General features: G+C 71.8%; 18 protein-coding genes. 5 read left to right on the top strand and 13 right to left on the bottom strand.

Going from position 1 to position 18,721, the window contains the following annotated elements; genetic code table 11:
• Nucleotides 1-57: 57 nt before the first annotated feature.
• Nucleotides 58-2,130, bottom strand: a complete 2,073-nt coding sequence (locus tag AC4BG9_RS05660; protein ID WP_490570099.1) for a DNA gyrase/topoisomerase IV subunit B — start codon at nucleotides 2,128-2,130, stop codon at nucleotides 58-60.
• A 241-nt stretch (nucleotides 2,131-2,371) separates the two neighbouring features.
• Between AC4BG9_RS05660 and AC4BG9_RS05655 the strand changes: the two genes are divergently transcribed.
• On the top strand, nucleotides 2,372-2,620 hold the full coding sequence (locus AC4BG9_RS05655) for a DUF7455 domain-containing protein (protein WP_490570098.1): 249 nt from the start codon (nucleotides 2,372-2,374) through the stop codon (nucleotides 2,618-2,620).
• A gap of 70 nt (nucleotides 2,621-2,690) precedes the next feature.
• Entirely contained in the window at nucleotides 2,691-3,167 is a 477-nt protein-coding gene (locus tag AC4BG9_RS05650) for a DUF456 domain-containing protein (RefSeq protein WP_490570097.1), read from the top strand.
• Between the two features lie 28 nt (nucleotides 3,168-3,195).
• Here the strand turns inward: AC4BG9_RS05650 and AC4BG9_RS05645 are convergent, their stop codons facing one another.
• From AC4BG9_RS05645 to AC4BG9_RS05615, 7 genes are all read right to left on the bottom strand, one after another.
• A complete protein-coding gene (locus tag AC4BG9_RS05645) occupies nucleotides 3,196-4,386 on the bottom strand; it encodes an SGNH/GDSL hydrolase family protein (RefSeq protein ID WP_490570096.1) in 1,191 nt (396 codons plus the stop codon).
• Nucleotides 4,387-4,450: 64 nt separating this feature from the next.
• Nucleotides 4,451-5,893, bottom strand: a complete 1,443-nt coding sequence (locus AC4BG9_RS05640; RefSeq protein ID WP_490570095.1) for an RNA polymerase sigma factor — start codon at nucleotides 5,891-5,893, stop codon at nucleotides 4,451-4,453.
• A gap of 125 nt (nucleotides 5,894-6,018) precedes the next feature.
• Nucleotides 6,019-6,540 (bottom strand): HhH-GPD-type base excision DNA repair protein, encoded by a 522-nt coding sequence (locus AC4BG9_RS05635; RefSeq protein ID WP_490570222.1) that lies wholly within the window; start codon nucleotides 6,538-6,540, stop codon nucleotides 6,019-6,021.
• Between the two features lie 2 nt (nucleotides 6,541-6,542).
• Nucleotides 6,543-7,103, bottom strand: a complete 561-nt coding sequence (locus AC4BG9_RS05630) for an HhH-GPD-type base excision DNA repair protein (RefSeq protein WP_490570094.1) — start codon at nucleotides 7,101-7,103, stop codon at nucleotides 6,543-6,545.
• Nucleotides 7,104-7,130: 27 nt separating this feature from the next.
• Entirely contained in the window at nucleotides 7,131-8,594 is a 1,464-nt protein-coding gene (locus AC4BG9_RS05625; RefSeq protein WP_490570093.1) for a P-loop ATPase, Sll1717 family, read from the bottom strand.
• Nucleotides 8,595-8,858: 264 nt separating this feature from the next.
• Nucleotides 8,859-9,011, bottom strand: a complete 153-nt coding sequence (locus tag AC4BG9_RS05620; protein WP_490570092.1) for a hypothetical protein — start codon at nucleotides 9,009-9,011, stop codon at nucleotides 8,859-8,861.
• Nucleotides 9,012-9,074: 63 nt separating this feature from the next.
• Nucleotides 9,075-9,473 (bottom strand): universal stress protein, encoded by a 399-nt coding sequence (locus tag AC4BG9_RS05615; protein WP_490570091.1) that lies wholly within the window; start codon nucleotides 9,471-9,473, stop codon nucleotides 9,075-9,077.
• Between the two features lie 133 nt (nucleotides 9,474-9,606).
• Here AC4BG9_RS05615 and AC4BG9_RS05610 point away from each other — a divergent pair, with 133 nt between their 5' ends.
• Nucleotides 9,607-10,083 carry a hypothetical protein gene (locus AC4BG9_RS05610; protein WP_490570090.1) on the top strand — a complete coding sequence of 159 codons (477 nt, stop codon included), beginning with the start codon at nucleotides 9,607-9,609 and terminating at the stop codon, nucleotides 10,081-10,083.
• A gap of 36 nt (nucleotides 10,084-10,119) precedes the next feature.
• Here AC4BG9_RS05610 and AC4BG9_RS05605 read toward each other — a convergent pair whose 3' ends face one another.
• Both AC4BG9_RS05605 and AC4BG9_RS05600 read right to left on the bottom strand, forming a co-directional pair.
• Nucleotides 10,120-11,583, bottom strand: a complete 1,464-nt coding sequence (locus AC4BG9_RS05605) for a glutamate-cysteine ligase family protein (protein WP_490570089.1) — start codon at nucleotides 11,581-11,583, stop codon at nucleotides 10,120-10,122.
• 39 nt (nucleotides 11,584-11,622) lie between these two features.
• A complete protein-coding gene (locus tag AC4BG9_RS05600; RefSeq protein WP_490570088.1) occupies nucleotides 11,623-12,624 on the bottom strand; it encodes a DUF4192 domain-containing protein in 1,002 nt (333 codons plus the stop codon).
• 143 nt (nucleotides 12,625-12,767) lie between these two features.
• On the opposite strand from AC4BG9_RS05600, the gene AC4BG9_RS05595 reads away from it, so the two are divergent.
• Nucleotides 12,768-14,078 (top strand): DNA polymerase IV, encoded by a 1,311-nt coding sequence (locus AC4BG9_RS05595; protein WP_490570087.1) that lies wholly within the window; start codon nucleotides 12,768-12,770, stop codon nucleotides 14,076-14,078.
• On the opposite strand, the gene AC4BG9_RS05590 is transcribed toward AC4BG9_RS05595, so the two are convergent.
• The 3 genes from AC4BG9_RS05590 to AC4BG9_RS05580 are packed head-to-tail and all read right to left on the bottom strand — an operon-like array spanning nucleotide 14,065 to nucleotide 16,286.
• Nucleotides 14,065-14,904: a 5-oxoprolinase subunit C family protein gene (locus AC4BG9_RS05590; RefSeq protein ID WP_490570086.1), complete on the bottom strand. Its 840-nt coding sequence runs from the start codon at nucleotides 14,902-14,904 to the stop codon at nucleotides 14,065-14,067. The genes AC4BG9_RS05595 and AC4BG9_RS05590 overlap by 14 nt on opposite strands.
• Nucleotides 14,901-15,584: a 5-oxoprolinase subunit B family protein gene (locus tag AC4BG9_RS05585; protein WP_490570085.1), complete on the bottom strand. Its 684-nt coding sequence runs from the start codon at nucleotides 15,582-15,584 to the stop codon at nucleotides 14,901-14,903. The genes AC4BG9_RS05590 and AC4BG9_RS05585 overlap by 4 nt, the downstream gene beginning before the upstream one ends.
• Before the next feature lie 3 nt (nucleotides 15,585-15,587).
• Complete coding sequence (locus tag AC4BG9_RS05580) at nucleotides 15,588-16,286, bottom strand: 5-oxoprolinase subunit PxpA (RefSeq protein ID WP_490570084.1); 699 nt, start codon at nucleotides 16,284-16,286, stop codon at nucleotides 15,588-15,590.
• A gap of 38 nt (nucleotides 16,287-16,324) precedes the next feature.
• On the opposite strand from AC4BG9_RS05580, the gene AC4BG9_RS05575 reads away from it, so the two are divergent.
• A complete protein-coding gene (locus tag AC4BG9_RS05575) occupies nucleotides 16,325-18,574 on the top strand; it encodes a S9 family peptidase (RefSeq protein ID WP_490570083.1) in 2,250 nt (749 codons plus the stop codon).
• Nucleotides 18,575-18,721 lie beyond the last annotated feature (147 nt).

Below are 18,721 nucleotides of genomic sequence, written 5' to 3'. Positions count from 1 at the left end.
CCCACGCGGATCCTCATCCTCGGGCGCCCGCCCTCGGCTGGGAGCCGACCCGGCGCCTCAGGCGTCCAGCGTCTCCAGGTCGACCTCGTAGGCCCCCTGGACGATGAACTCCTTGCGGGGGGCCACCTCCGAGCCCATCAGGAGCTCGAAGACCGACGCGGCATCGCCGGCGTCGTCGACCGTGAGCCGCCGCAGCGTCCGTCGGCGGGGATCCATGGTGGTCTCCTCCAGCTGGTCCGCGTCCATCTCTCCGAGGCCCTTGTAGCGCTGCACCGGGTCCTTCCAGCGCACGTTCTTCTTCTTCAGCTCGGCCAGCTTCCGCTGGAGCTCGTCGTCGGAGTAGGTGTAGACGTACTTGTCCATGCCCTTCTTGGGGTTCGTCAGCTCGATCCGGTGCAGCGGTGGGACCGCGGTGTAGACGCGACCCGCGGCCAGCAGGTCGGGCATGTACTTGAAGAAGAGGGTGGCGAGCAGGCAGCGGATGTGGGCGCCGTCCGAGTCGGCGTCGGCCATGAAGATGATCCGCCCGTAGCGGGCCGCCTCGAGGTCGAAGGTGCGCCCCGACCCCGCCCCGACCACCTGGATGATCGAGGCGCACTCGGTGTTCTTGAGCATGTCGCCGACCGAGGCCTTCTGCACGTTGAGGATCTTGCCGCGGATCGGGAGCAGCGCCTGGAACTCCGAGTCGCGGGCGAGCTTGGCGGTGCCCAGCGCCGAGTCGCCCTCCACGATGAAGAGCTCGGAGCGCTCGTTGTCCGTGGTGCGGCAGTCGACCAGCTTGGCGGGCAGGGCCGAGGACTCCAGCGCGTTCTTGCGCCGCTGGGTCTCCTTGTGCTGACGGGCCGCGATCCGGGTCTTGGAGGCGTTGCCCACCTTCTCCATGACCAGCTTGGCCTGCGCCTTCTCGCCCCGCTTGCTGGAGGTCAGGAACTTCTTCAGCTCCCCGGCGACCACCTTGCGCACGATGGTCCGGGCCGCGGGCGTGCCGAGGATCTCCTTGGTCTGGCCCTCGAACTGGGGCTCGGCCAGGCGCACCGTCACCACCGCGGTCAGACCCTCCAGGACGTCGTCCTTGATGACGTCCTGGTCGCCGACCTTGAGCACCTTGGCCGACTTCATCACCTCGTTGAACGTCTTGGTGACCGCCTGCTCGAACCCGCTCACGTGGGTGCCGCCCTTCGGGGTGGCGATCACGTTGACGTAGGAGCGCAGGGTGGTGTCGTAGTCCATGCTCCAGCGCAGCGCCACGTCGACGCCGAGCTCGCGCTCGATCTCCTGGGGGGTCATGTGACCCTTCTCGTCCAGCAGCGGCACCGTCTCGGTGAAGCTGCCGGAGCCCTGGAGGCGCAGCACGTCGGTGACCGGCTCCCCGGAGGAGAGGAACTCCGCGAACTCCGAGATGCCGCCGTCGTGGCGGAAGGTCTCCACCACCGGCTCCTCGCCCCGCAGGTCGCGGATCACCAGCTCGAGGCCGGGCACGATGTAGGAGGTCTGACGGGCGCGGGTGACCAGCTCGTCGAAGACGAAGGTGGCGTCGCGGGTGAAGATCTGCCGGTCGGGCCAGAAGCGCACCCGGGTCCCGCTGCGCCCCTTGGCCACCCGGCGCCCCTTGCGGGTCAGCCCGGAGCGCGGGGTGAACTCGGCGTCGGGCGCGTCGGTCTCGAAGACCCCGGGCGTCCCGCGGCGGAAGCTGATCCCCTGCTGGGCCGGGGTCCGGTCGACGTCGATGTCCATCCGCGACGACAGCGCGTTGACCACCGACAGCCCGACCCCGTGCAGGCCTCCGGTGGCGACGTAGGAGCCGCCGCCGAACTTCCCGCCGGCGTGCAGCTTGGTGGCCACGACCTCGACGCCGGGCAGACCGGTCTTGGGCTCCTTGTCGGTCGGGATCCCGCGGCCGTCGTCGATCACCTCCGCGGAGCCGTCAGCCAGCAGCGTCACCTCGACCCGCTGGGCCGCCCCGGCCAGGGCCTCGTCCACGCCGTTGTCGATCACCTCCCACAGGCAGTGCATCAGGCCCTTGGTGTCGGTCGAGCCGATGTACATGCCGGGCCGCTTGCGCACCGCCTCCAGTCCTTCGAGGACGAGGAGGTGCGCTGCGTTGTAGGAGGTGTCCGTCGGTGCTGCCACGGGAGGAGAATCTACCCGCGACACGCCAGCGATCAGCCGCGGCACGCCTGCACCCCCGCCGCCGTCTGCGGGTCTAGCGTGGCGGCACACCCGCGGCGGGGAGCGGGCGGGGAACAAGAACGGCCCACCAAGGGTTGGGCATAATCGAAAACGGGTAGAGACCCGCATGGTTGGATAGTGGTTCGTCGACCTGACATCCCGGGGAATCTTTGCCGGACCAAGTACGTTGGGCCAGACACCGATGGAGAGAAACGAGGCCGATGTGACTACTGCAGTTGCCCCCACACCCGCCCTCACGGCGGCGGATCGTTGCGACCGTTGCGGAGCGCAGGCCTACCTCCGGGTGGAGCTCCAGAGCGGCGGCGAGCTGCTCTTCTGCGCGCACCACGCCCGCGAGCACGGTGACAAGCTCCGCCAGGTGGCTGTCGCCGTCGTCGATGAGACCCACAAGCTCGGCACCCCCGGCTCGACCTCCGGGTCGGACGCCTGAGGCATCCCTGCTCCACACGGCCCCGGACCTCCCGGTCCGGGGCCGTCGACGTCTGCGCTGAGGTCGACCGGTGAGCGCGGCGACCCTGGTCACGGGGCTCGTCCTGGCGATCGGCCTGGTGGGCATCCTGGTGCCGGTCCTGCCCGGCACCCTGCTGGTCCTGCTGGGGATCGCGGGATGGGCCTGGTACGTCGGCACCGCGACCGCGTGGACGGTCCTGGCCGCCGCCGTCGCCCTGCTGGCCGTGGGCGCGGTGGTCAAGTACGTGGTGCCCGGGCGGCGCCTGCGCGACGCAGGCATCCCCGCCTCGACGCTGTGGGCCGGCGGGGCTTTCGCGGTGGCCGGCTTCTTCGTGGTGCCGGTCGTCGGCCTGCTGCTCGGCTTCGTGCTGGGCGTGCGCCTTGCCGAGCAGCGCCGGCTGGGCGGGGTGGCCGCCCGGCGCTCCACGGGTCACGCGCTGAGGGCGGTGCTGCTCAGCGTCGTCGTGGAGCTCGCTGCGGCGATGCTGGCCACGCTGGCCTGGGTCGCCGGCGTGCTCCTGGGCTGAGTCCCGCCCGGCCCCCGGCCCGGCGGGATCAGTCTGGAGGCGTCAGGAGGTCGGCGTAGATCGACGCCATCCGCTCGGTCCCCTCCTGGCTCGGGTGGAGGGGGAGGCTCTCCTCCAGCATCAGGTCCTCGCTGGTGGAGCCGTCCTTGGCGAGCACCGGCCAGTGCGCGGCCAGGTCGAAGACGCCCACCCGGTCCGGGTAGAGGGCGGCGACCTCCTGCCGGGCCCGGCGGACCTCCTGCCAGGCGACGCTGTCCCAGGTGCCGGCCTCGTAGCCGTCGACGATCAGCACCACCGCCCGCGGGGCGGAGGCCAGGGCGCGCTCCACCACGATCTGGAGGTCCTGGCGGTAGAGCGGGTCGGGGTTCGTCCCGAGGTTGATCAGCACGAGCCGGGGGTCCAGGGCCGCCACCTCGCGCCAGTGGCCCCGTGCCGTCTCCAGGGTGACGAAGTGCTGGGTCCCGGCTCCGGAGTGCGATCCGTCGTAGACGTGGATGCCGGAGTGGGCGTCGGGGTCGAGGAACTCCACGCCGTTGTGGACGAGGTCGCCTGTCGGGCCCACGCTCTGCACCTCCACGTCGTGCTCCCCCGCCCCCAGGTCGGCGGACTCCCACCACAGGCCGGCCTCGGGCGCCGCAGCGGCGGAGCTGATCGTCCCCCCCGCGTCCGACCCGTCGCTCAGTGAGCCCTGCGCCGTGACGTCGACCCCGTCGACCAGCACCCTCCCCTGCCCCCCGGCGACGCCCGTGGTGCCGTACCAGACCCGCACCCGGCGCGCCTCGAGCGCGGGATAGCGCAGCGTCGCGGTGGGCGGCATGAAGAGGCTCCGTCCGCCCAGGCCCCAGGCATCGAACAGGTGCTCGTGGGAGGGCGCCCCACCCCGCACCGCGTCGTCCTGGGTGACGGAGTCGACGTAGAAGGCGGGCAGGTAGCCGGCGGCTCCGGGGGCGTCCAGGCGCTCGCGCAGCTCGTCCTGGAGGAGGCCGACCAGTCGGGTGCGGTGGACCGGGGGCGTCATCCAGATCCCCTCAGAGATCGAGTCGCCGACGACCACGACGCGCGCGGGCGCCTCGTCGCGCTCCCGGACGGCCTCGTACCAGGGGCGCAGCAGCGCCCGCAGCTCGGGGTCCGAGCTCCCTTCGGGCTCCTCACCCACCGAGCCGGCCCACCAGGCCAGGGCACCCGCGAGGACCAGCGCCAGCAGGGCGGCGCCCGCCAAGCGGCCCCTCCGGCCGCGCCCCCACCGGATCCCGCCCATCAGTCATCGCCGACCCGGCTCGACCTCAGTCGAGGTAGTCGCGCAGGACCTGGGAGCGGCTGGGGTGGCGCAGCTTGGACATCGTCTTGGACTCGATCTGGCGGATCCGCTCGCGGGTGACGCCGTAGACCTTGCCGATCTCGTCGAGCGTCTTCGGCTGCCCGTCGGTGAGACCGAACCGCATGCTCACCACGCCCGCCTCGCGCTCGGAGAGGGTGTCCAGGACGGCGTGCAGCTGCTCCTGGAGGAGGGTGAACGAGACGGCGTCCGCGGGGACGATCGCCTCGGAGTCCTCGATCAGGTCACCGAACTCCGAGTCGCCGTCCTCGCCGAGCGGGGTGTGCAGCGAGATCGGCTCCCGGCCGTACTTCTGGACCTCGATGACCTTCTCCGGGGTCATGTCGAGCTCCTTGGCCAGCTCCTCCGGGGTGGGCTCGCGGCCCAGGTCCTGGAGCATCTGACGCTGCACGCGCGCGAGCTTGTTGATGACCTCGACCATGTGGACCGGGATCCGGATGGTCCGGGCCTGGTCGGCCATCGCGCGGGTGATGGCCTGGCGGATCCACCAGGTCGCGTAGGTCGAGAACTTGTAGCCCTTGGTGTAGTCGAACTTCTCCACCGCGCGGATCAGACCCAGGTTGCCCTCCTGGATCAGGTCGAGGAAGAGCATGCCGCGGCCGGTGTAGCGCTTGGCCAGGGAGACCACGAGACGCAGGTTGGCCTCGAGCAGGTGGTTCTTGGCGCGGCGGCCGTCCTCGGCGATCCACTCGAACTCCTCGAGCGTCTTGGCGCTGAGCTTGCCGCCCTTGGCCAGCTTCTCCTCGGAGAAGAGGCCCGCCTCGATCCGCTTGGCGAGCTCGACCTCCATCTCCGCGTTGAGGAGGGGGACCTTGCCGATCTGCTTGAGGTAGTCCTTGACCGGGTCCGCGGTCGCACCGGCGACCATGACCTGCTGCTCGGGCTCGTCGGTGTCGTCGGCTGCGGAGACGACGAAGGCCTGCTTCTCGTCCTCCTTGATCGTCGGGTCGACGACGACGTCCTTCTCGAACTGCTCGTCGGGGATGTCGGGGAGGACCTTCTTGCCGTCCGCGCCGATCACCGGCTCGCCGACGGGGCCGGGGGCCGCCGTCTTGGCCGCACGCTTGGCGGGCGCGGCCCGCTTCGCCGGGGTCGCCTTGACCGCGCCGCTCTTGGCGGCCTTGGCCGTGGTCGTCTTGCGCGGGGTCCCCGCGGCGGCGGTGCGCGACGTCGACTGCGCGCTGATGTCGACCGTGATCCCCTGCCCGCTCAGGTGGGTGAGGAGCGCCTTGAGGTGGCGCGGCTCGACCAGAGCGGCGTCACTGGCCTGACGCACCTGGTCCGGGGTCACCGTGCCGGTGGCCGCACCTGTCTTGATGAGGGACACGACGGCCGGGTGCGACAGCACCTCGGCGGGGAGCAGCTTGCGTGCGTTCGAAGACACGAACACCTCTCGTCACGGAAAAGGGGCGCGGCAAGGCCCGCTTACGTCAAGGCCGCGTCCAACATTCTGCCATGCCCCCGGTGACGGGTCGGCGCCCCACTCCCGGCGGACGTCTTCTTCCGGTCCCGTCGCTACGCGCCGGAGGCCTTCGCCGCGGCCTTGGCGGCCTGCTTGTACTCCCTCACCTTGAGCAGACTGTCGGCGTCGACCACGTCGGCCACGGATCGGTAGCCCTCCAGCGCGTAGTCACCCGCCGCGGCCTCCCAGCCCTCGGGGCGCACGCCCATCTGCTTGGCAAGAAGAGCCACGAAGATCTGGGCCTTCTGCTTGCCGAACCCCGGCAGGGCCATCACTCGCCTGAGGAGGTCCTTGCCGTCGGTCGCCTCGTTCCAGAGCCGGGTGACGTCGCCCCCGTACTGCTCCTCCACGATCGTCGCGATGCCGTGGAGCTTGGCAGCCATCGACCCGGGGAAACGGTGCACCGCCGGCGGCTGCGAGCAGACAGCCTTGAAGTCGTCGGGGTCCATCGACGCGATCTGGGCCGTGTCCAGCGCTCCGAGCCTGTTGAGCAGCTTGGCGCCTCCACGGAACGCGTGCTCCAACGGCTGCGGGCAGCAGTAATCGTGACGGGCCAGGTACTGCTGGTCCCCCATCCTCACGACTTGGCGGCAGCCTTCTTGGCTTGCTTGAAGTCTCGAACCTTCTGAAGCGAGTCGGGATCGACCACATCAGCAACCGATCGGTAGCCGTCCAAGGCATAATCGCCTGCCGCCGCTTCCCAACCGGCGGGCCGCACGTCGAGTTGCTTTGCGAGCAGAGCGACGAAGATCTGTGCCTTCTGATGCCCGAAGCCGGGAAGTGCTTGGAGCCTCTTCAGAAGGTCGGACCCCGTGGACGCCTCCAACCACAGTCGACTGGTATCTCCACCGTAATTTTCGACGATGGCTTGAGCCAGGGCCTGCACACGCATTGCCATCGATCCCGGGAACCTATGGATGGCGGGCGGTGAAGCGCACAGCGCCTTGAAGTCCTCGGAATCGGCAGCGACGACATCCGCAGGGTCGAGCGATCCGAACCGATCAAGGATCTTGGCAGGGCCAGCAAACGCCCGCTCCATTGGGAACTGCTGGTCGAGGAGCATGCCGGTGAGCAGCGCGAAGCTGTCCTCCGACAGCACCCGATCCGCTTCCGGTTCTTGAGCAATCTGGATCCGCACTCCCGCATCCTCCCACGCCACAGGGACCTACGGCCGACCTCGGATGACCAGTCCAAGGCCCTGCCGGTACAGCCGCGGCGTTTCGAAGGCGCCTGCAGTCGCGACGTCGCCTCCGACAGGCTGCAGAAGACCGATTTCTGCAAGTTCCCGCAAGAGGTCATCACCGCTCGGCTCAAGACCATGCATTTTGGCAAGCAGATCGTGCCTTGTGAAACGAGCGGTGGTTTCGCCTTCAAAGCGCCTGATGTGCTGGGCCAGATCCGGAAATTCCGCGAGATAGGTGGCTACGCGCATGTCTGAAGTAGCCCGGAACGCCTCGAGGATCGCTTCGCGCCCAATCAGACTCCCTGACGCCGCGGCGCCCGTTTGAAGCTGACGTTCTCGAGCAGAGTTCGCCAAGTAGATGGCCTCTCGAGGTAGTACCGTGCCAAGTCCGTCTGTCACACGGGTGATGAGCCAGTCGACGAACGAGGCTTCGTTCTGTCCGACGTAGGCAGATGGCGGGAAGAGGGCAGTCAGTCCGCTGCGGACCTCGTCAGGGGTCAGTTCCTCGATCGCTACGGCCTCGATCAGGCGGTCTTCACGCTCTGCCACCCACTCCCACACGAGAGCGTCAACAGTGGCGCGCTTCAGCAGCATGGCGGCGATCTGATCACCAGACCACTTCAGTTCCACCATTTTGTCACTGAGATGGCTCTTGTTCGTAAACTGAAGGTGGCGCCACAAGTCCGTACGCATAAACACCTTCGGCTGGATCCTCGGGAATGTCCGCCGCACGTACATCGCAGCCGTCATCAAGCCCTCGAGTGCCTTCTGGCGCTCCTCGCGGTCGCCTGGGTACAACTCGTCGATCTTGTCGAACAGGATCCAGAGGTTCGTGCCTTCCGCTTCCAGCGCCTCCTGGGCATGCTCCAACAGGGTGACCGTGTCCCAAGATTGTGCGCCAGTTCGGAAGTCGACTTCAACCCCCTTGACGGTGATCTTCGGAACGGGCGTCTTGCCCGAGACAGCGAACTTCCAGATGTGCTTCAGGATCGGGCCGATGCGGAAGTCCCGACGTCCGCCAACGGCCTTGCTTAATTCGCGAAGCGGGCCCTTCGGCAGATTCTCAAAGTTCTTGACGGCAAGGCCGGCTCGAATCGCGATGTAGATGCGCCAGACCTGATCGTGGGTGTAGTCCGCCTCACCCCCAAGATCCGTCAGCGCTGAGGTGTCAACCTCGGACAGGTCCGAAAGACCTGTGCCCGCGGTGATCAACACGTCCTTCAACTCGCGGGGCGCAAGCGCTCGCGCTGTCCCCTCATGCTTGGTGAGCAATTCGAACAGGGCCGACTTCCCTGTTCCCTTTGCGCCGAGGGCAAGCCATACCGTCGGTCGTACGAACTTGTCGAAGTCCGCTGTACGGACGAACCGTCGATCCAAGTCCGATTCGGATTCTGAGTCGACCGTGCCGAAGTCGAGGCTCCGCAGTACATCAACAGGCTGGGTCAAGTGCAGTCTCTAATCACGAGTTCCGATGGCGGGTGGCCGTGAGGGTACACGGCGGTCCCCCAATCAGAACGCGTGCTCCATCCCGTACTGCTGGTCCAGCGCCATGCCGACCAGCACGGCGAACGGGTACTCGTCCAGGACGCGGTCTGCTTCAGGCTCGTTGGCGATCTGGAAACCCATGCCCCCAGCCTACGATGCGGTGACGTCGCCTCGGCGTCGCGGAGGCGGTCAGGGTCGACGTGGCGTCGCCCGGAGGACGCCGCCTCAGAACTGGGGATGGTCGAAGTTGTTCGACCAGGCCTGCGTCTCGTTGCTGCTGTCCGAGCGAGGCCTGCCCTTGGCTCCGCACAGCCACAACGTCAGGTTCAGCCCGATGACGAACGCGGCGAAGCACACGATGACCGCCCATGTGGGCATGGGACATCTCCTCCCTGTGGCGGGACCGGGGCGGAGGGGCGGAGCCCTCGCACCCCGGGGGTCTCAGGCCTTGACCGCCATCACCGGGCAGTGCGCGTCGAGCAGGATGCGCTGCGCGTTGCTGCCCAGGATCAGCTTGCCGACCGGCGTGCGCTTGCGCAGCCCGATCACGATCAGGTCGGCCTTGTTGGCCTCGGCGAGGCTGATCAGGTCCTCGGACGGCTCGAAGCCGCGGACCATCTGGCGGACGTCGTAGTCGATGCCCGCCTCGTCGAGCCGCTGCTGGACCGACTCGATCTCGCGGGAGGTGCGCTGGGCCGCCTCACCGTCGTACTCGGCACCGCCCCGGTGCGAGTTCACGACGACGAGCTTGGCCCCCCGCAGCCGGGCCTCCTCGATGGCCTTGGCCAGCGCCGCCTCCCCCTCCGGCTTGGCGACATATCCCACGACCACGGTCGGCATCAGCGACTACCTCTTTCCCAGGTTCGAGTGCCGCCGGGCGGCGGCACGCGAGCACCGTACCCAATCCGCGGGGCCTTGGGGAGGCTGTGGAGAAACGACATCGCCGGGCCCGCGGCTGGGGCAGGGTGGCGCCGTGGTCCCCTCACCCACTCCCTCGCGCCCGGGCCCAGCCGTCGGCGGCGAGCCCGCTGCGCCGTCGCGCGCCCTCCAGGGGCGACTGCGCGCCGCGGTGCTGGCGCACAAGACCGCCGCCCCGCGCGGCCACCTGACACCCGTGCTGCGGGCGGGCCTGCCCGGCTGCCCCGACGACGAGAGGGCGTGGGTGTTCCGGCCGCTCCCGGCCGACCCGCTCGACCACGACAGCCGCGTCGAGGTGGCGGTCGCCCTGGCCAACCGCGCGCTGCTGCTGGTGCCGGAGCCGCTCCTGTGGCTCGCGCGCTCGGGTGAGCTGGAGCCGGCGCCGTGCGACCTGGAGTGGCAGGCGGCGGGCAGCGAGGCGTGGCACGAGCTCGGCCTGCGGCCCGGCTTCGTGGTGCTCACCCGGCACGGCTGGCGCCACCACCCCAGCGGCGCGGAACGGACCTGGCGCCGGCTTCGCCGCCGCAGCTGAGCGGCGGCCCGACCAAGGGCTGGGCGTCGGGTCCGGTCAGGACCAGGTGTGCACCGGCTCGTTGCTGTGCATGCGCTCGACGTAGTCGAGCAGGGAGGCCCGCAGGGCGTCGAAGCGGTCCTGGTGCTGCCGCGCCTCCATCTGGGCCGCGAACCACTCCGCGCCGTTGGTGCGCAGCAGGCAGCGCTGCTCGATCATGCCGAGGTAGTGGTCGCGCTCACCGGCCTCCACCCCGCTCGCGGCCAGGCCTTCGTCGGCCAGCGGCAGCAGCCGGCGCAGCACCAGCTCGCTGGCGCTCACCTGCCCCAGGCCAGGCCAGTAGACCTGGGCGTCGATCCCGTGCCTGGCGGCCACGTGGAAGTTCTCCTCGGCGGCGCTGAAGGACATCTGGGACCACAGCGGCCGTTCGCCGGTGGCCAGGGCGCGCACCAGACCGAAGTAGAAGGCCGCGTTGGCGATGGTGTCGGCCACCGTGGGGCCGGCCGCGAGCAGACGGTTCTCCACCCTCAGGTGCGGGCCCTCGGGGGTCACGTCGTAGACGGGCCGGTTCCAGCGGTAGATGGTGCCGTTGTGCAGCCGCAGCTCGTTCAGCGCCGGAGTGCCGCCGGCCTCCAGCACCTCCAGCGGGTCCTCCTCCTCGGTGACCGGGAGGAGGGCTGGGAAGTAGCGCACGTTCTCCTCGAAGAGGTCGAAGACCGAGGTGATCCACCGCTCGCCGAACCAGACCCGCGGGCGCACGCCCTGGGCCTTGAGCTCCTCGCTGCGGGTGTCGGTCGCCTGCTCGAAGAGGGGGATCCGGGTCTCCCGCCACAGCTGGCGTCCGAGCAGGTAGGGCGAGTTGGCTCCCACCGCCAGCTGGACCCCGGCGATCACCTGACTGGCGTTCCAGTAGGCGGCGAACTCCTCCGGGGAGGTCTGGACGTGGAACTGCGTGCTGGTGCAGGCCGCCTCCGGGACGATGGAGTCGGTGGTCGTCTCCAGCCGCTCGGGGCCGGCGATCGAGATGGTGATGTCCTCGCCGCGGGCGTTGAGGATCTGCTCGCTGAGCAGCTTGTAGCGGGGGTTGGGGCTCAACGACTCCCGGGTCATGTGACCCTCCGCCAGCGTGGGCAGGATCCCGATCATCACCAGGTGGGCGCCGACCTGGGAGGAGCTGGCCTCGGCGTCGTTGAGGCTGGTGCGCAACCCCTGCTCGAAGGCCGCGAGGCCGCGCTCGCGCAGTCGCGCCGGCGCGCAGTTGATCTCGATGTTGAACTGGCCCAGCTCGGTCTGGAAGGACGGGTCGGCGATCGCCTCCAACGCCTCCGCGCTGCTCAGCGAGGGGTCCCCGTCGGCGTTGATCAGGTTGAGCTCCACCTCCAGCCCGGTCATCGGGTCGTCGGTGTCGAACCGGGACTCGCTGAGCATCCGGGCGAAGACGTCGAGGCAGCGCCGGACCTTCTCCCGGTGCCGGGTCCGGTCGGAGCGGGAGAACTCCTGTGCCTCTACCTCTGCGCCCATGGCGTCACGATAGCCATCCGGAGGGCCAGGGGCGGCCCATCAGCCGGCGTCGCCCGCCTGGTGGTCCTCGGCGTCCACCGGCGCCACCCACCCGGCCCCCGACGCAGCCTCCCGGGACGGCTGCCAGGAGGACACCGGCCCGAGGACCGGCAGCCCGTCCGGAGGGACCGCCCGGGTGAGCAGGTCGGCGACCACCAGCGCCAGCGGACAGACCCCGGACCCGGCCCGGGCGGCGTCCACCGCGCACCAGGCCAGCGCCCCGTCTCCGGCGCGCCAGGCGAGGATGCCCAGGACCGAGGCCGGCGCGGAGCTGAGCGCGGCGGGGGTCGCCCGGAGCACCGCGATCCACAGGTCGACGTGGCGCCGGGCGTCGGTCCGCGGGACCCGGATCCACAGCTCGTCGCGCAGCCGGGGGTGGGCGGCGGCCAGGGCCAGTCGCGCGACCTCGCCCGCGTCGGGGACCCGGCCGCTCCCGGCCAGACGGCACACGGTCGCCCGCACCCACGCCTGGTCCGGGAACCCCACGGCGGGGAGGGCCCGAGCGGTCTCGCGGACCCGCTCCGGCACCGGTGCCAGCGACCGGGCCAGGTCGGCCCGGGACCGGTGCACCACGTGGCCGCGCACCACGGCCTCGGCCACGAAGGGGTGGGCCAGGACGTCGAACTCCTTCGCCGGGGCGCGCCCCGGACCGTCGACCTGGGCCCACGCCCGGCCGTCGCAGCCGACCACCAGCAGCACCGAGATGCCGGCCCGGTCGAAGGAGCGCCGGAGCGTCCCGGCGGCGGCCGCCGCCCGGTCGAGCCCGGCATAGACGAGCAGGACGACGCGGTCGAGCCGATGCCGCACTGCCGGCGCGAGCAGAGCGGCGCAGACGCCCGGCAGGTCCTCGGGGTCGCCGAGGTCGACGCGGGCGTGCGGCGCGCCCGCACCCCCGAGGCCGAGCATCACCACCGACTCCTCCGGCACGAAGCCGAGGAGCAGCGGCACGCAGGCGAGCAGGTCCTCCGAGGAGCGGGCGACGAGGCCGAGCGGGATGTCCATGCCGGCGAGCCTGTCGCGGCGGCCGGCGCCGTGCCGGCGTCCGCCGGCCGGCCTGGGGAGGACCCGCGCATCCCGTCCGGCTGTGCACGGCGAGCGGGCCGGGGAGTCCACAATGGAGGCATGAGGACGCAGGCGCACGAGGCATGAGGTCACACGCCTCGGTGCTCCACCTCGACCTGGACGCCTTCTTCGCCTCGGTCGAGCAGCGCGACAAGCCCTCGCTGCGCGGCAAGCCCGTGGTGGTCGGCGGGATCGGCGGCCGGGGCGTGGTCTCGACCGCGTCCTACGAGGCGCGCCGCTTCGGGGTGCGCTCGGCGATGTCGACCCGGGAGGCCCGGGCCAGGTGCCCGCACGCCGCGTTCCTCTCCGGCCGGTTCCATGCCTACCGGGAGGCCAGCGCGGCGGTGATGGCGGTGCTGCGCGACCTGTCGCCACTGGTGGAGCCGCTCTCCCTGGACGAGGCCTTCGTCGACCTGGCCGCGGCCGACCTGCCCGACCTCGAGGTGCCCACCCTCACCTCGGTCGCGCAGCGGCTCCGCGCGCGGGTCCACGAGGTGACCGACGGGCTCACCGCGTCGGTGGGCCTCGGCTCCTCCAAGTTCATCGCCAAGATCGCCAGCGAGCTCGACAAGCCCGACGGGCTCACCGTGGTGCCCCCCGGCACCGAGCGCGACCTGCTCCGGCCCCTCCGGGTCAGCGTCATCCCGGGCGTGGGGCCCGCCACCACCGAGCGCCTGCGGCGCGCGGGCATCCACACCGTCGCCGAGCTGGAGCGGGTCGAGGAGGAGGAGCTGGTGCGCCTGGTCGGCCGCGCCCAGGGCCAGAACCTCCACGCCCTGGCACGGGCCCAGGACCACCGGCCGGTGGTGGCCGAGCGGGAGGCGAAGTCGGTGAGCGTCGAGGACACCTACGACACCGACCTGACCGACCGGAAGCTGATGGAGGCGCTCGTCTCCCGCCAGGCGAGCACCGTCGCGGAGCGCCTCGCCAAGCAGGGCCTGGCGGGACGCACCGTGAGCCTCAAGGTCCGGCTCCACGACTTCACCACGCTCTCCCGGTCGACGACCCTGCCGACGCCCGTGGAGTCGGGCCCGGTGGTCGCCCGGCTCGCCCGTGGGCTGCTCGCCGACCTCGACACCTCCGGTGGGGTGCGCCTGCTCGGGGTCGGGGTCTCCGGGCTCGCCGACTGGGTGCAGGAGTCGCTCTTCGAGGACGAGACCGAGCAGGCGCCACCCACGGAGGCGACGGACTTCCAGCCGCCGCGCAGCTCGTCCGGCTGGCGCCCGGGCATGGACGTCGTGCACGCCGAGCTGGGGCCGGGCTGGGTCTGGGGCTCCGGACGCGGCGTGGTCACCGTGAGGTTCGAGACGGCCGCGACCGGCCCCGGTCCGGTGCGCTCGTTCCGCGACGACGACCCGGCCCTGGAGGCGGCCGAGCCGCTCAGGCCAGAGTGAGCCGCAGCTCCTCGCCCGGGCGCGCCTGGGCGCACTCGGCCAGGTCGGCGTGGTCGACCACCGCCACCACGGGGTAGCCGCCCGTCACCGGGTGGTCGGCCAGGAAGACCACCGGCTGACCCGACGGCGGGAGCTGGACGGCGCCGAGCACCACCCCCTCGCTCGGGAGCTCCCCCGACCGGCGCAGCGCCGGCCCTGGCCCCTCCAGCCTCAGCCCCACCCGGTTGGAGGACGCCCCGACCCGGAAGCGCAGCCCCTCGAGCCGCGTCAGGTCCCCGATCCAGTCGGTCCGTGGCCCGGGGTGGAGCCGCAGCGCCCGCCGCCGCGGCAGGCGCCGGCTGACGTCCACCGGAACCGGCTGCCGCGCGGCCCGTCCCACCTCCAGCACGTCGCCGGCGGCCACCGGGGGCGGCCCCAGCCAGGAAAGGGTGTCGGTCGACCGCGACCCCAGCACCGGCGGCACGTCGATCCCTCCGGCGACCGCCAGGTAGCTGCGCACCCCGTCGAGGGCGGGCCCCACCCTGATCCGGGCCCCGGCCGGCACCGCGACGGGCTGGTCGAGGGGGACGGCGCGCCCCTCGACCCGTACCTCGCACAGGGCCCCGGTCACCGCCACGACACGGGACCGGCGGGTCACGACCTCCACACCGGTCAGGGTGGTCTCCAGCACCGCGGCGTCGAGGTCGTTGCCGACCAGCCTGTTGGCCAGCTCGGCGGCCGGCGCGTCGCACGCCCCCGCCACCGGGACGCCGAGGTGGGCCCAGCCCCGCCGCCCCCGGTCCTGGACCGTGGTCAGCGCTCCCGCGTCGGTCACCAGCAGGCTCATGCGACGGTGAACCTGACCCGGGTCCCCGGCGGCAGCAGGGCGGGGCCGGCGGCGCGCGAGACGTCCCAGACCGTCGCGGAGGTGCGCCCGAGCAGCAGCCAGCCGCCCGGCGAGGCGGTCGGGTAGACCCCGCACCAACGGTCCGCGAGGGCGACGGAGCCGGCCGGCACCCGGGCCCGCGGGGTCGCGAGCCGCGGCACCGCGAGCTCGTCGGGAAGCCCCGCGAGATAGCTGAACCCGGGGGCGAAGCCGCAGAACGCCGAGACGAACTCCAGCCCGGTGTGCCGGCGCACCACCTCGGCGACCGAGGTCCCCCACAGCGCGGCCACCCGGGACAGGTCCTCGCCGTCGTAGGTCACCGGCACCTCCACCACCGCTGCCGCACCCGACGGGGCCTCGTCGGTCCCGGGCCACCGCGCGAGCAGCCCCGCGAGCGACTCGGGGGGTCCCCCCTCCTCGGCAGGCCCCTCGGCGAGCCCCTCGAGCAGCACCGTGCAGGCCCCCGGGACGACCTCGCGGCACGCCAGCGGCGAGGCACGCAGCCACGCGGCGAGCGAGGCTGCCGCCCGGTGGTCGGCCACCTCGACCAGCACGGCTCCCGGCCCCGCCCGCCGGACGCCCAGGAGGTCGCGGGAGCCGCGTGAGCCCGGTCCGTCGCCGGGGCGGGGGGTGGGGGCCACGGGTCAGAGTCCGCGCAGGGCGAAGCCTGCGTCCTCGAGCGCGCGCCGCACCGCCCGCGCGTGCGCGACCGCGCCCGGCGAGTCGCCGTGCAGGCACAGCGAGTGGGCGGTCCCGGCGCCGGCGAGCGCCACGGCGCGCCGGGCCACCTCCTGCTCCCCCACCACCAGGGCGCCGGGCTGGTCCCGCGGCACCAGAGCGCCGTCGTCGGTGTAGGCGCGGTCCGGGAACGCCTCGTGCCAGGTGGTGCGTCCCTGCTCCTCGGCCATCCGCAGCAGCACGCCGCCCGGCAGCCCCAGCACGGGGAGCCGCCCCGACCCGGCCAGCACGGCCGCGGCCTGGTCCTCGTCGTCGACCACCCGGTGGTAGAGCGCGCCGTGCGGCTTGAGGTAGCGGACCGCCGTCCCCTCCTGCGTCGCGATGTCGGAAAGCAGGCCGACCTGGTCGGCCACCTGCTCGCGCAGCACCTCGGCCGGCAGGTCGGTGCGGCGTCGACCGAAGTTCTCCCGGTCGGCGTAGGAGACCTGGGCGCCGACCGAGACCCCCAGGCGGGCCGCCTCGGCGCAGGCGATCCGGATCACCGCGGGCGTGCCGGCGTGGTAGCCGCAGGCGACGTTGGCGCTGGTGACCAGGGCCAGCAGGGCCAGGTCGTCGGTGACCTCCTCGGCGAGGTCGGCGTTCAGGTCCACGTGCACGGCGACCATTCTGCTCCCGGCCGAGGGCAGGTCGTACCCTCGGCCACATGCCCGAGACCCCCGTCGAGCCGACGTCCGCGCCCTCCGCCCCCGCCCTGACCGCCCCGCCGGTCGCCGAGCCCCGTCCGGTGACGCGGGTGCTGCACGGTCACGAGCGCACCGACGAGTACGACTGGCTGCGCGACAAGGAGTCCCCCGAGGTGCTGGCCCACCTGGAGGCGGAGAACGCCTGGACGGAGCAGCGGACCAGCCACCTGGCCGGCCTGCGGGCCCGGATCTTCGAGGAGATCAAGGCCCGCACCAAGGAGACCGACCTCTCGGTACCCACCCGCAACCGCGGCTGGTGGTTCTACGCGCGCTCCTTCGAGGGCCGCGAGTACGGCGCCAGCTGCCGGGTGCCGGTCCTCGACCCCGACGACTGGACGCCCCCGCGCCCCGACGGCGACGCCTCCCCCGAGCGGCCCGCCCTGCCCGGCGAGGAGATCCTGCTCGACCTCGACGAGCTCGCCCGCGGGCACGAGTTCTTCTCCCTGGGCGGTTCGGCGCTCAGCCTGGACGGCCGCCTGCTGGCGTGGTCGGTCGACACCACCGGGGACGAGCGCTACACGGTGCGCGTCAAGGAGCTGGCCGAGGGCCGGCTGCTCGACGACGTGGTGGAGGGCGTGCTCGGCGGGGTGACCTGGGAGCCCGACGGGTCCGGCTTCTACTACACGACCGTCGACGAGGCCTGGCGCGCGGACAAGGTGTGGCGCCACCGGCTGGGGACCGCACAGGAGGCGGACGAGCTGGTGTTCCACGAGCAGGACCAGCGTTTCTGGGTCGGCGTCGGCCGGAGCCGCGACGACCGGTTCCTCTTCGTGGTGAGCGGCTCCAAGACCACCACCGAGTGGCAGGTCCGCGACACCGCGGAACCCGGCTCCGGGTTCGTCACCTGGTCGCCGCGGCGCGAAGGGCTGGAGTACACGCTCGAGCCCGCGGTGCTGGCGGGCCGCCAGGTCTTCCTCGTCCTGCACAACGGGACCGGACCCGACTTCGAGGTCGCCACCGCGCCCGTCGCGCCGACGCCGCCGCAGGAGTGGACCCCGCTGCTGCCGCACGACCCCGCGGTCCGCCTGGAGGAGGTCGACGCCTTCGCCGGGCACCTCGTCGTCCACCAGCGCAGCCAGGGCCTCACCCAGCTGCGGATCATCGAGCTGGGCGAGGACGGCCCCGGGGACGACTACCTGGTCGAGTTCGACCGGGAGGTCTACACCGTCGGCTCCGGCGCCAACCCGGCCTTCGACCAGCCGACCGTCCGCCTGGGCTACACCTCGTTGGCGGTCCCCTCCTCGGTCTACGACTACGACGTGCGCACCCGCGAGCTCACCCTGCTGCGCCGGACCCCGGTGCTGGGCGGCTACGACGCCGACGACTACGAGGAGCACCGGCTCTGGGCCCCGGCCCGCGACGGGGAGCGGGTGCCGGTCAGCCTCGTCTGCCGCAAGGGCGCCCGGGAGGCCGGGCCCCTGCCGACCCTGCTCTACGGGTACGGCGCCTACGAGGCGTCGATCGACCCCTACTTCTCCCCCTCCCGGCTCTCGCTGCTCGACCGGGGGGCGGCCTTCGCCATCGCCCACGTCCGCGGTGGCGGCGAGATGGGCCGGCGGTGGTACGACCAGGGCAAGCTGGAGCACAAGGAGAACACCTTCCACGACTTCGTCGACGTGGCCCGGCACCTGGTCGAGACGGGCTGGTCCTCGCCGCAGACCCTGGTGGCCGAGGGCGGCAGCGCCGGCGGCCTGCTCGTCGGCGCGGCGCTGAACGAGGCACCCGAGCTCTTCGCCGGGGTGGTGGCCAGCGTCCCGTTCGTGGACACCCTCACCACCATGCTGGACGCGACCCTCCCCCTCACCGTCGGCGAGTACGACGAGTGGGGCAACCCCGAAGCCGACGCCGACGCCTACGCACGGATCGCCGGCTACGCGCCGTACGACAACGTCGCCGCGGTCGACTACCCGCCGGTCCTGGCCGAGACCTCCCTGAACGACACCCGGGTGCTCTTCGTGGAGCCGGCCAAGTGGGTGGCCAGGCTGCGGGCCAGGGCCGTGGGCCGCCGGGACTTCCTGCTGCGCACCGAGATGGCGGCCGGCCACGGCGGCGTCTCGGGCCGCTACAAGGCCTGGCACGACCGGGCCTTCTCCCTCGCCTGGATCCTGGACCGGATGGGCTTGGCCGACACCCCGCCCGCGCCTGCGCATGGCGCCGCACAGGCGGGGGTACCCACCCTTGACGGCGCAACGGGGAGCGACACCCCCTGAGAAGTCCCTGAGAGTTGTCCCAGCCGGCAACTCTCCAGGGCTCCCGCACGTCGTTGCTGGTGAGAGACAGCGACTCCGGGTGCTCGGGAATGACCGATCCCTCCGGGTCGTTGACCACGATGTGACCACGTCGACGGTCACGGAGCA

The organism is Nocardioides sp. Z40_12 (assembly GCF_058215795.1).
This window is presented reverse-complemented; position numbering and strand designations above follow the sequence as displayed.

What these genes read in the sequence shown, in the direction of transcription:
- AC4BG9_RS05655 (WP_490570098.1), top strand. Translation starts at nt 2,372, where the DNA reads ATGGAGAGAAACGAGGCCGATGTGACTACTGCAGTTGCCCCCACACCC.
- AC4BG9_RS05635 (WP_490570222.1), bottom strand. Translation starts at nt 6,540, where the DNA reads ATGGGGGACCAGCAGTACCTGGCCCGTCACGATTACTGCTGCCCGCAG.
- AC4BG9_RS05620 (WP_490570092.1), bottom strand. Translation starts at nt 9,011, where the DNA reads ATGCCCACATGGGCGGTCATCGTGTGCTTCGCCGCGTTCGTCATCGGG.
- AC4BG9_RS05615 (WP_490570091.1), bottom strand. Translation starts at nt 9,473, where the DNA reads ATGCCGACCGTGGTCGTGGGATATGTCGCCAAGCCGGAGGGGGAGGCG.
- AC4BG9_RS05605 (WP_490570089.1), bottom strand. Translation starts at nt 11,583, where the DNA reads ATGGGCGCAGAGGTAGAGGCACAGGAGTTCTCCCGCTCCGACCGGACC.
- AC4BG9_RS05600 (WP_490570088.1), bottom strand. Translation starts at nt 12,624, where the DNA reads ATGGACATCCCGCTCGGCCTCGTCGCCCGCTCCTCGGAGGACCTGCTC.
- AC4BG9_RS05595 (WP_490570087.1), top strand. Translation starts at nt 12,768, where the DNA reads ATGAGGTCACACGCCTCGGTGCTCCACCTCGACCTGGACGCCTTCTTC.
- AC4BG9_RS05590 (WP_490570086.1), bottom strand. Translation starts at nt 14,904, where the DNA reads ATGAGCCTGCTGGTGACCGACGCGGGAGCGCTGACCACGGTCCAGGAC.
- AC4BG9_RS05580 (WP_490570084.1), bottom strand. Translation starts at nt 16,286, where the DNA reads ATGGTCGCCGTGCACGTGGACCTGAACGCCGACCTCGCCGAGGAGGTC.
- AC4BG9_RS05575 (WP_490570083.1), top strand. Translation starts at nt 16,325, where the DNA reads ATGCCCGAGACCCCCGTCGAGCCGACGTCCGCGCCCTCCGCCCCCGCC.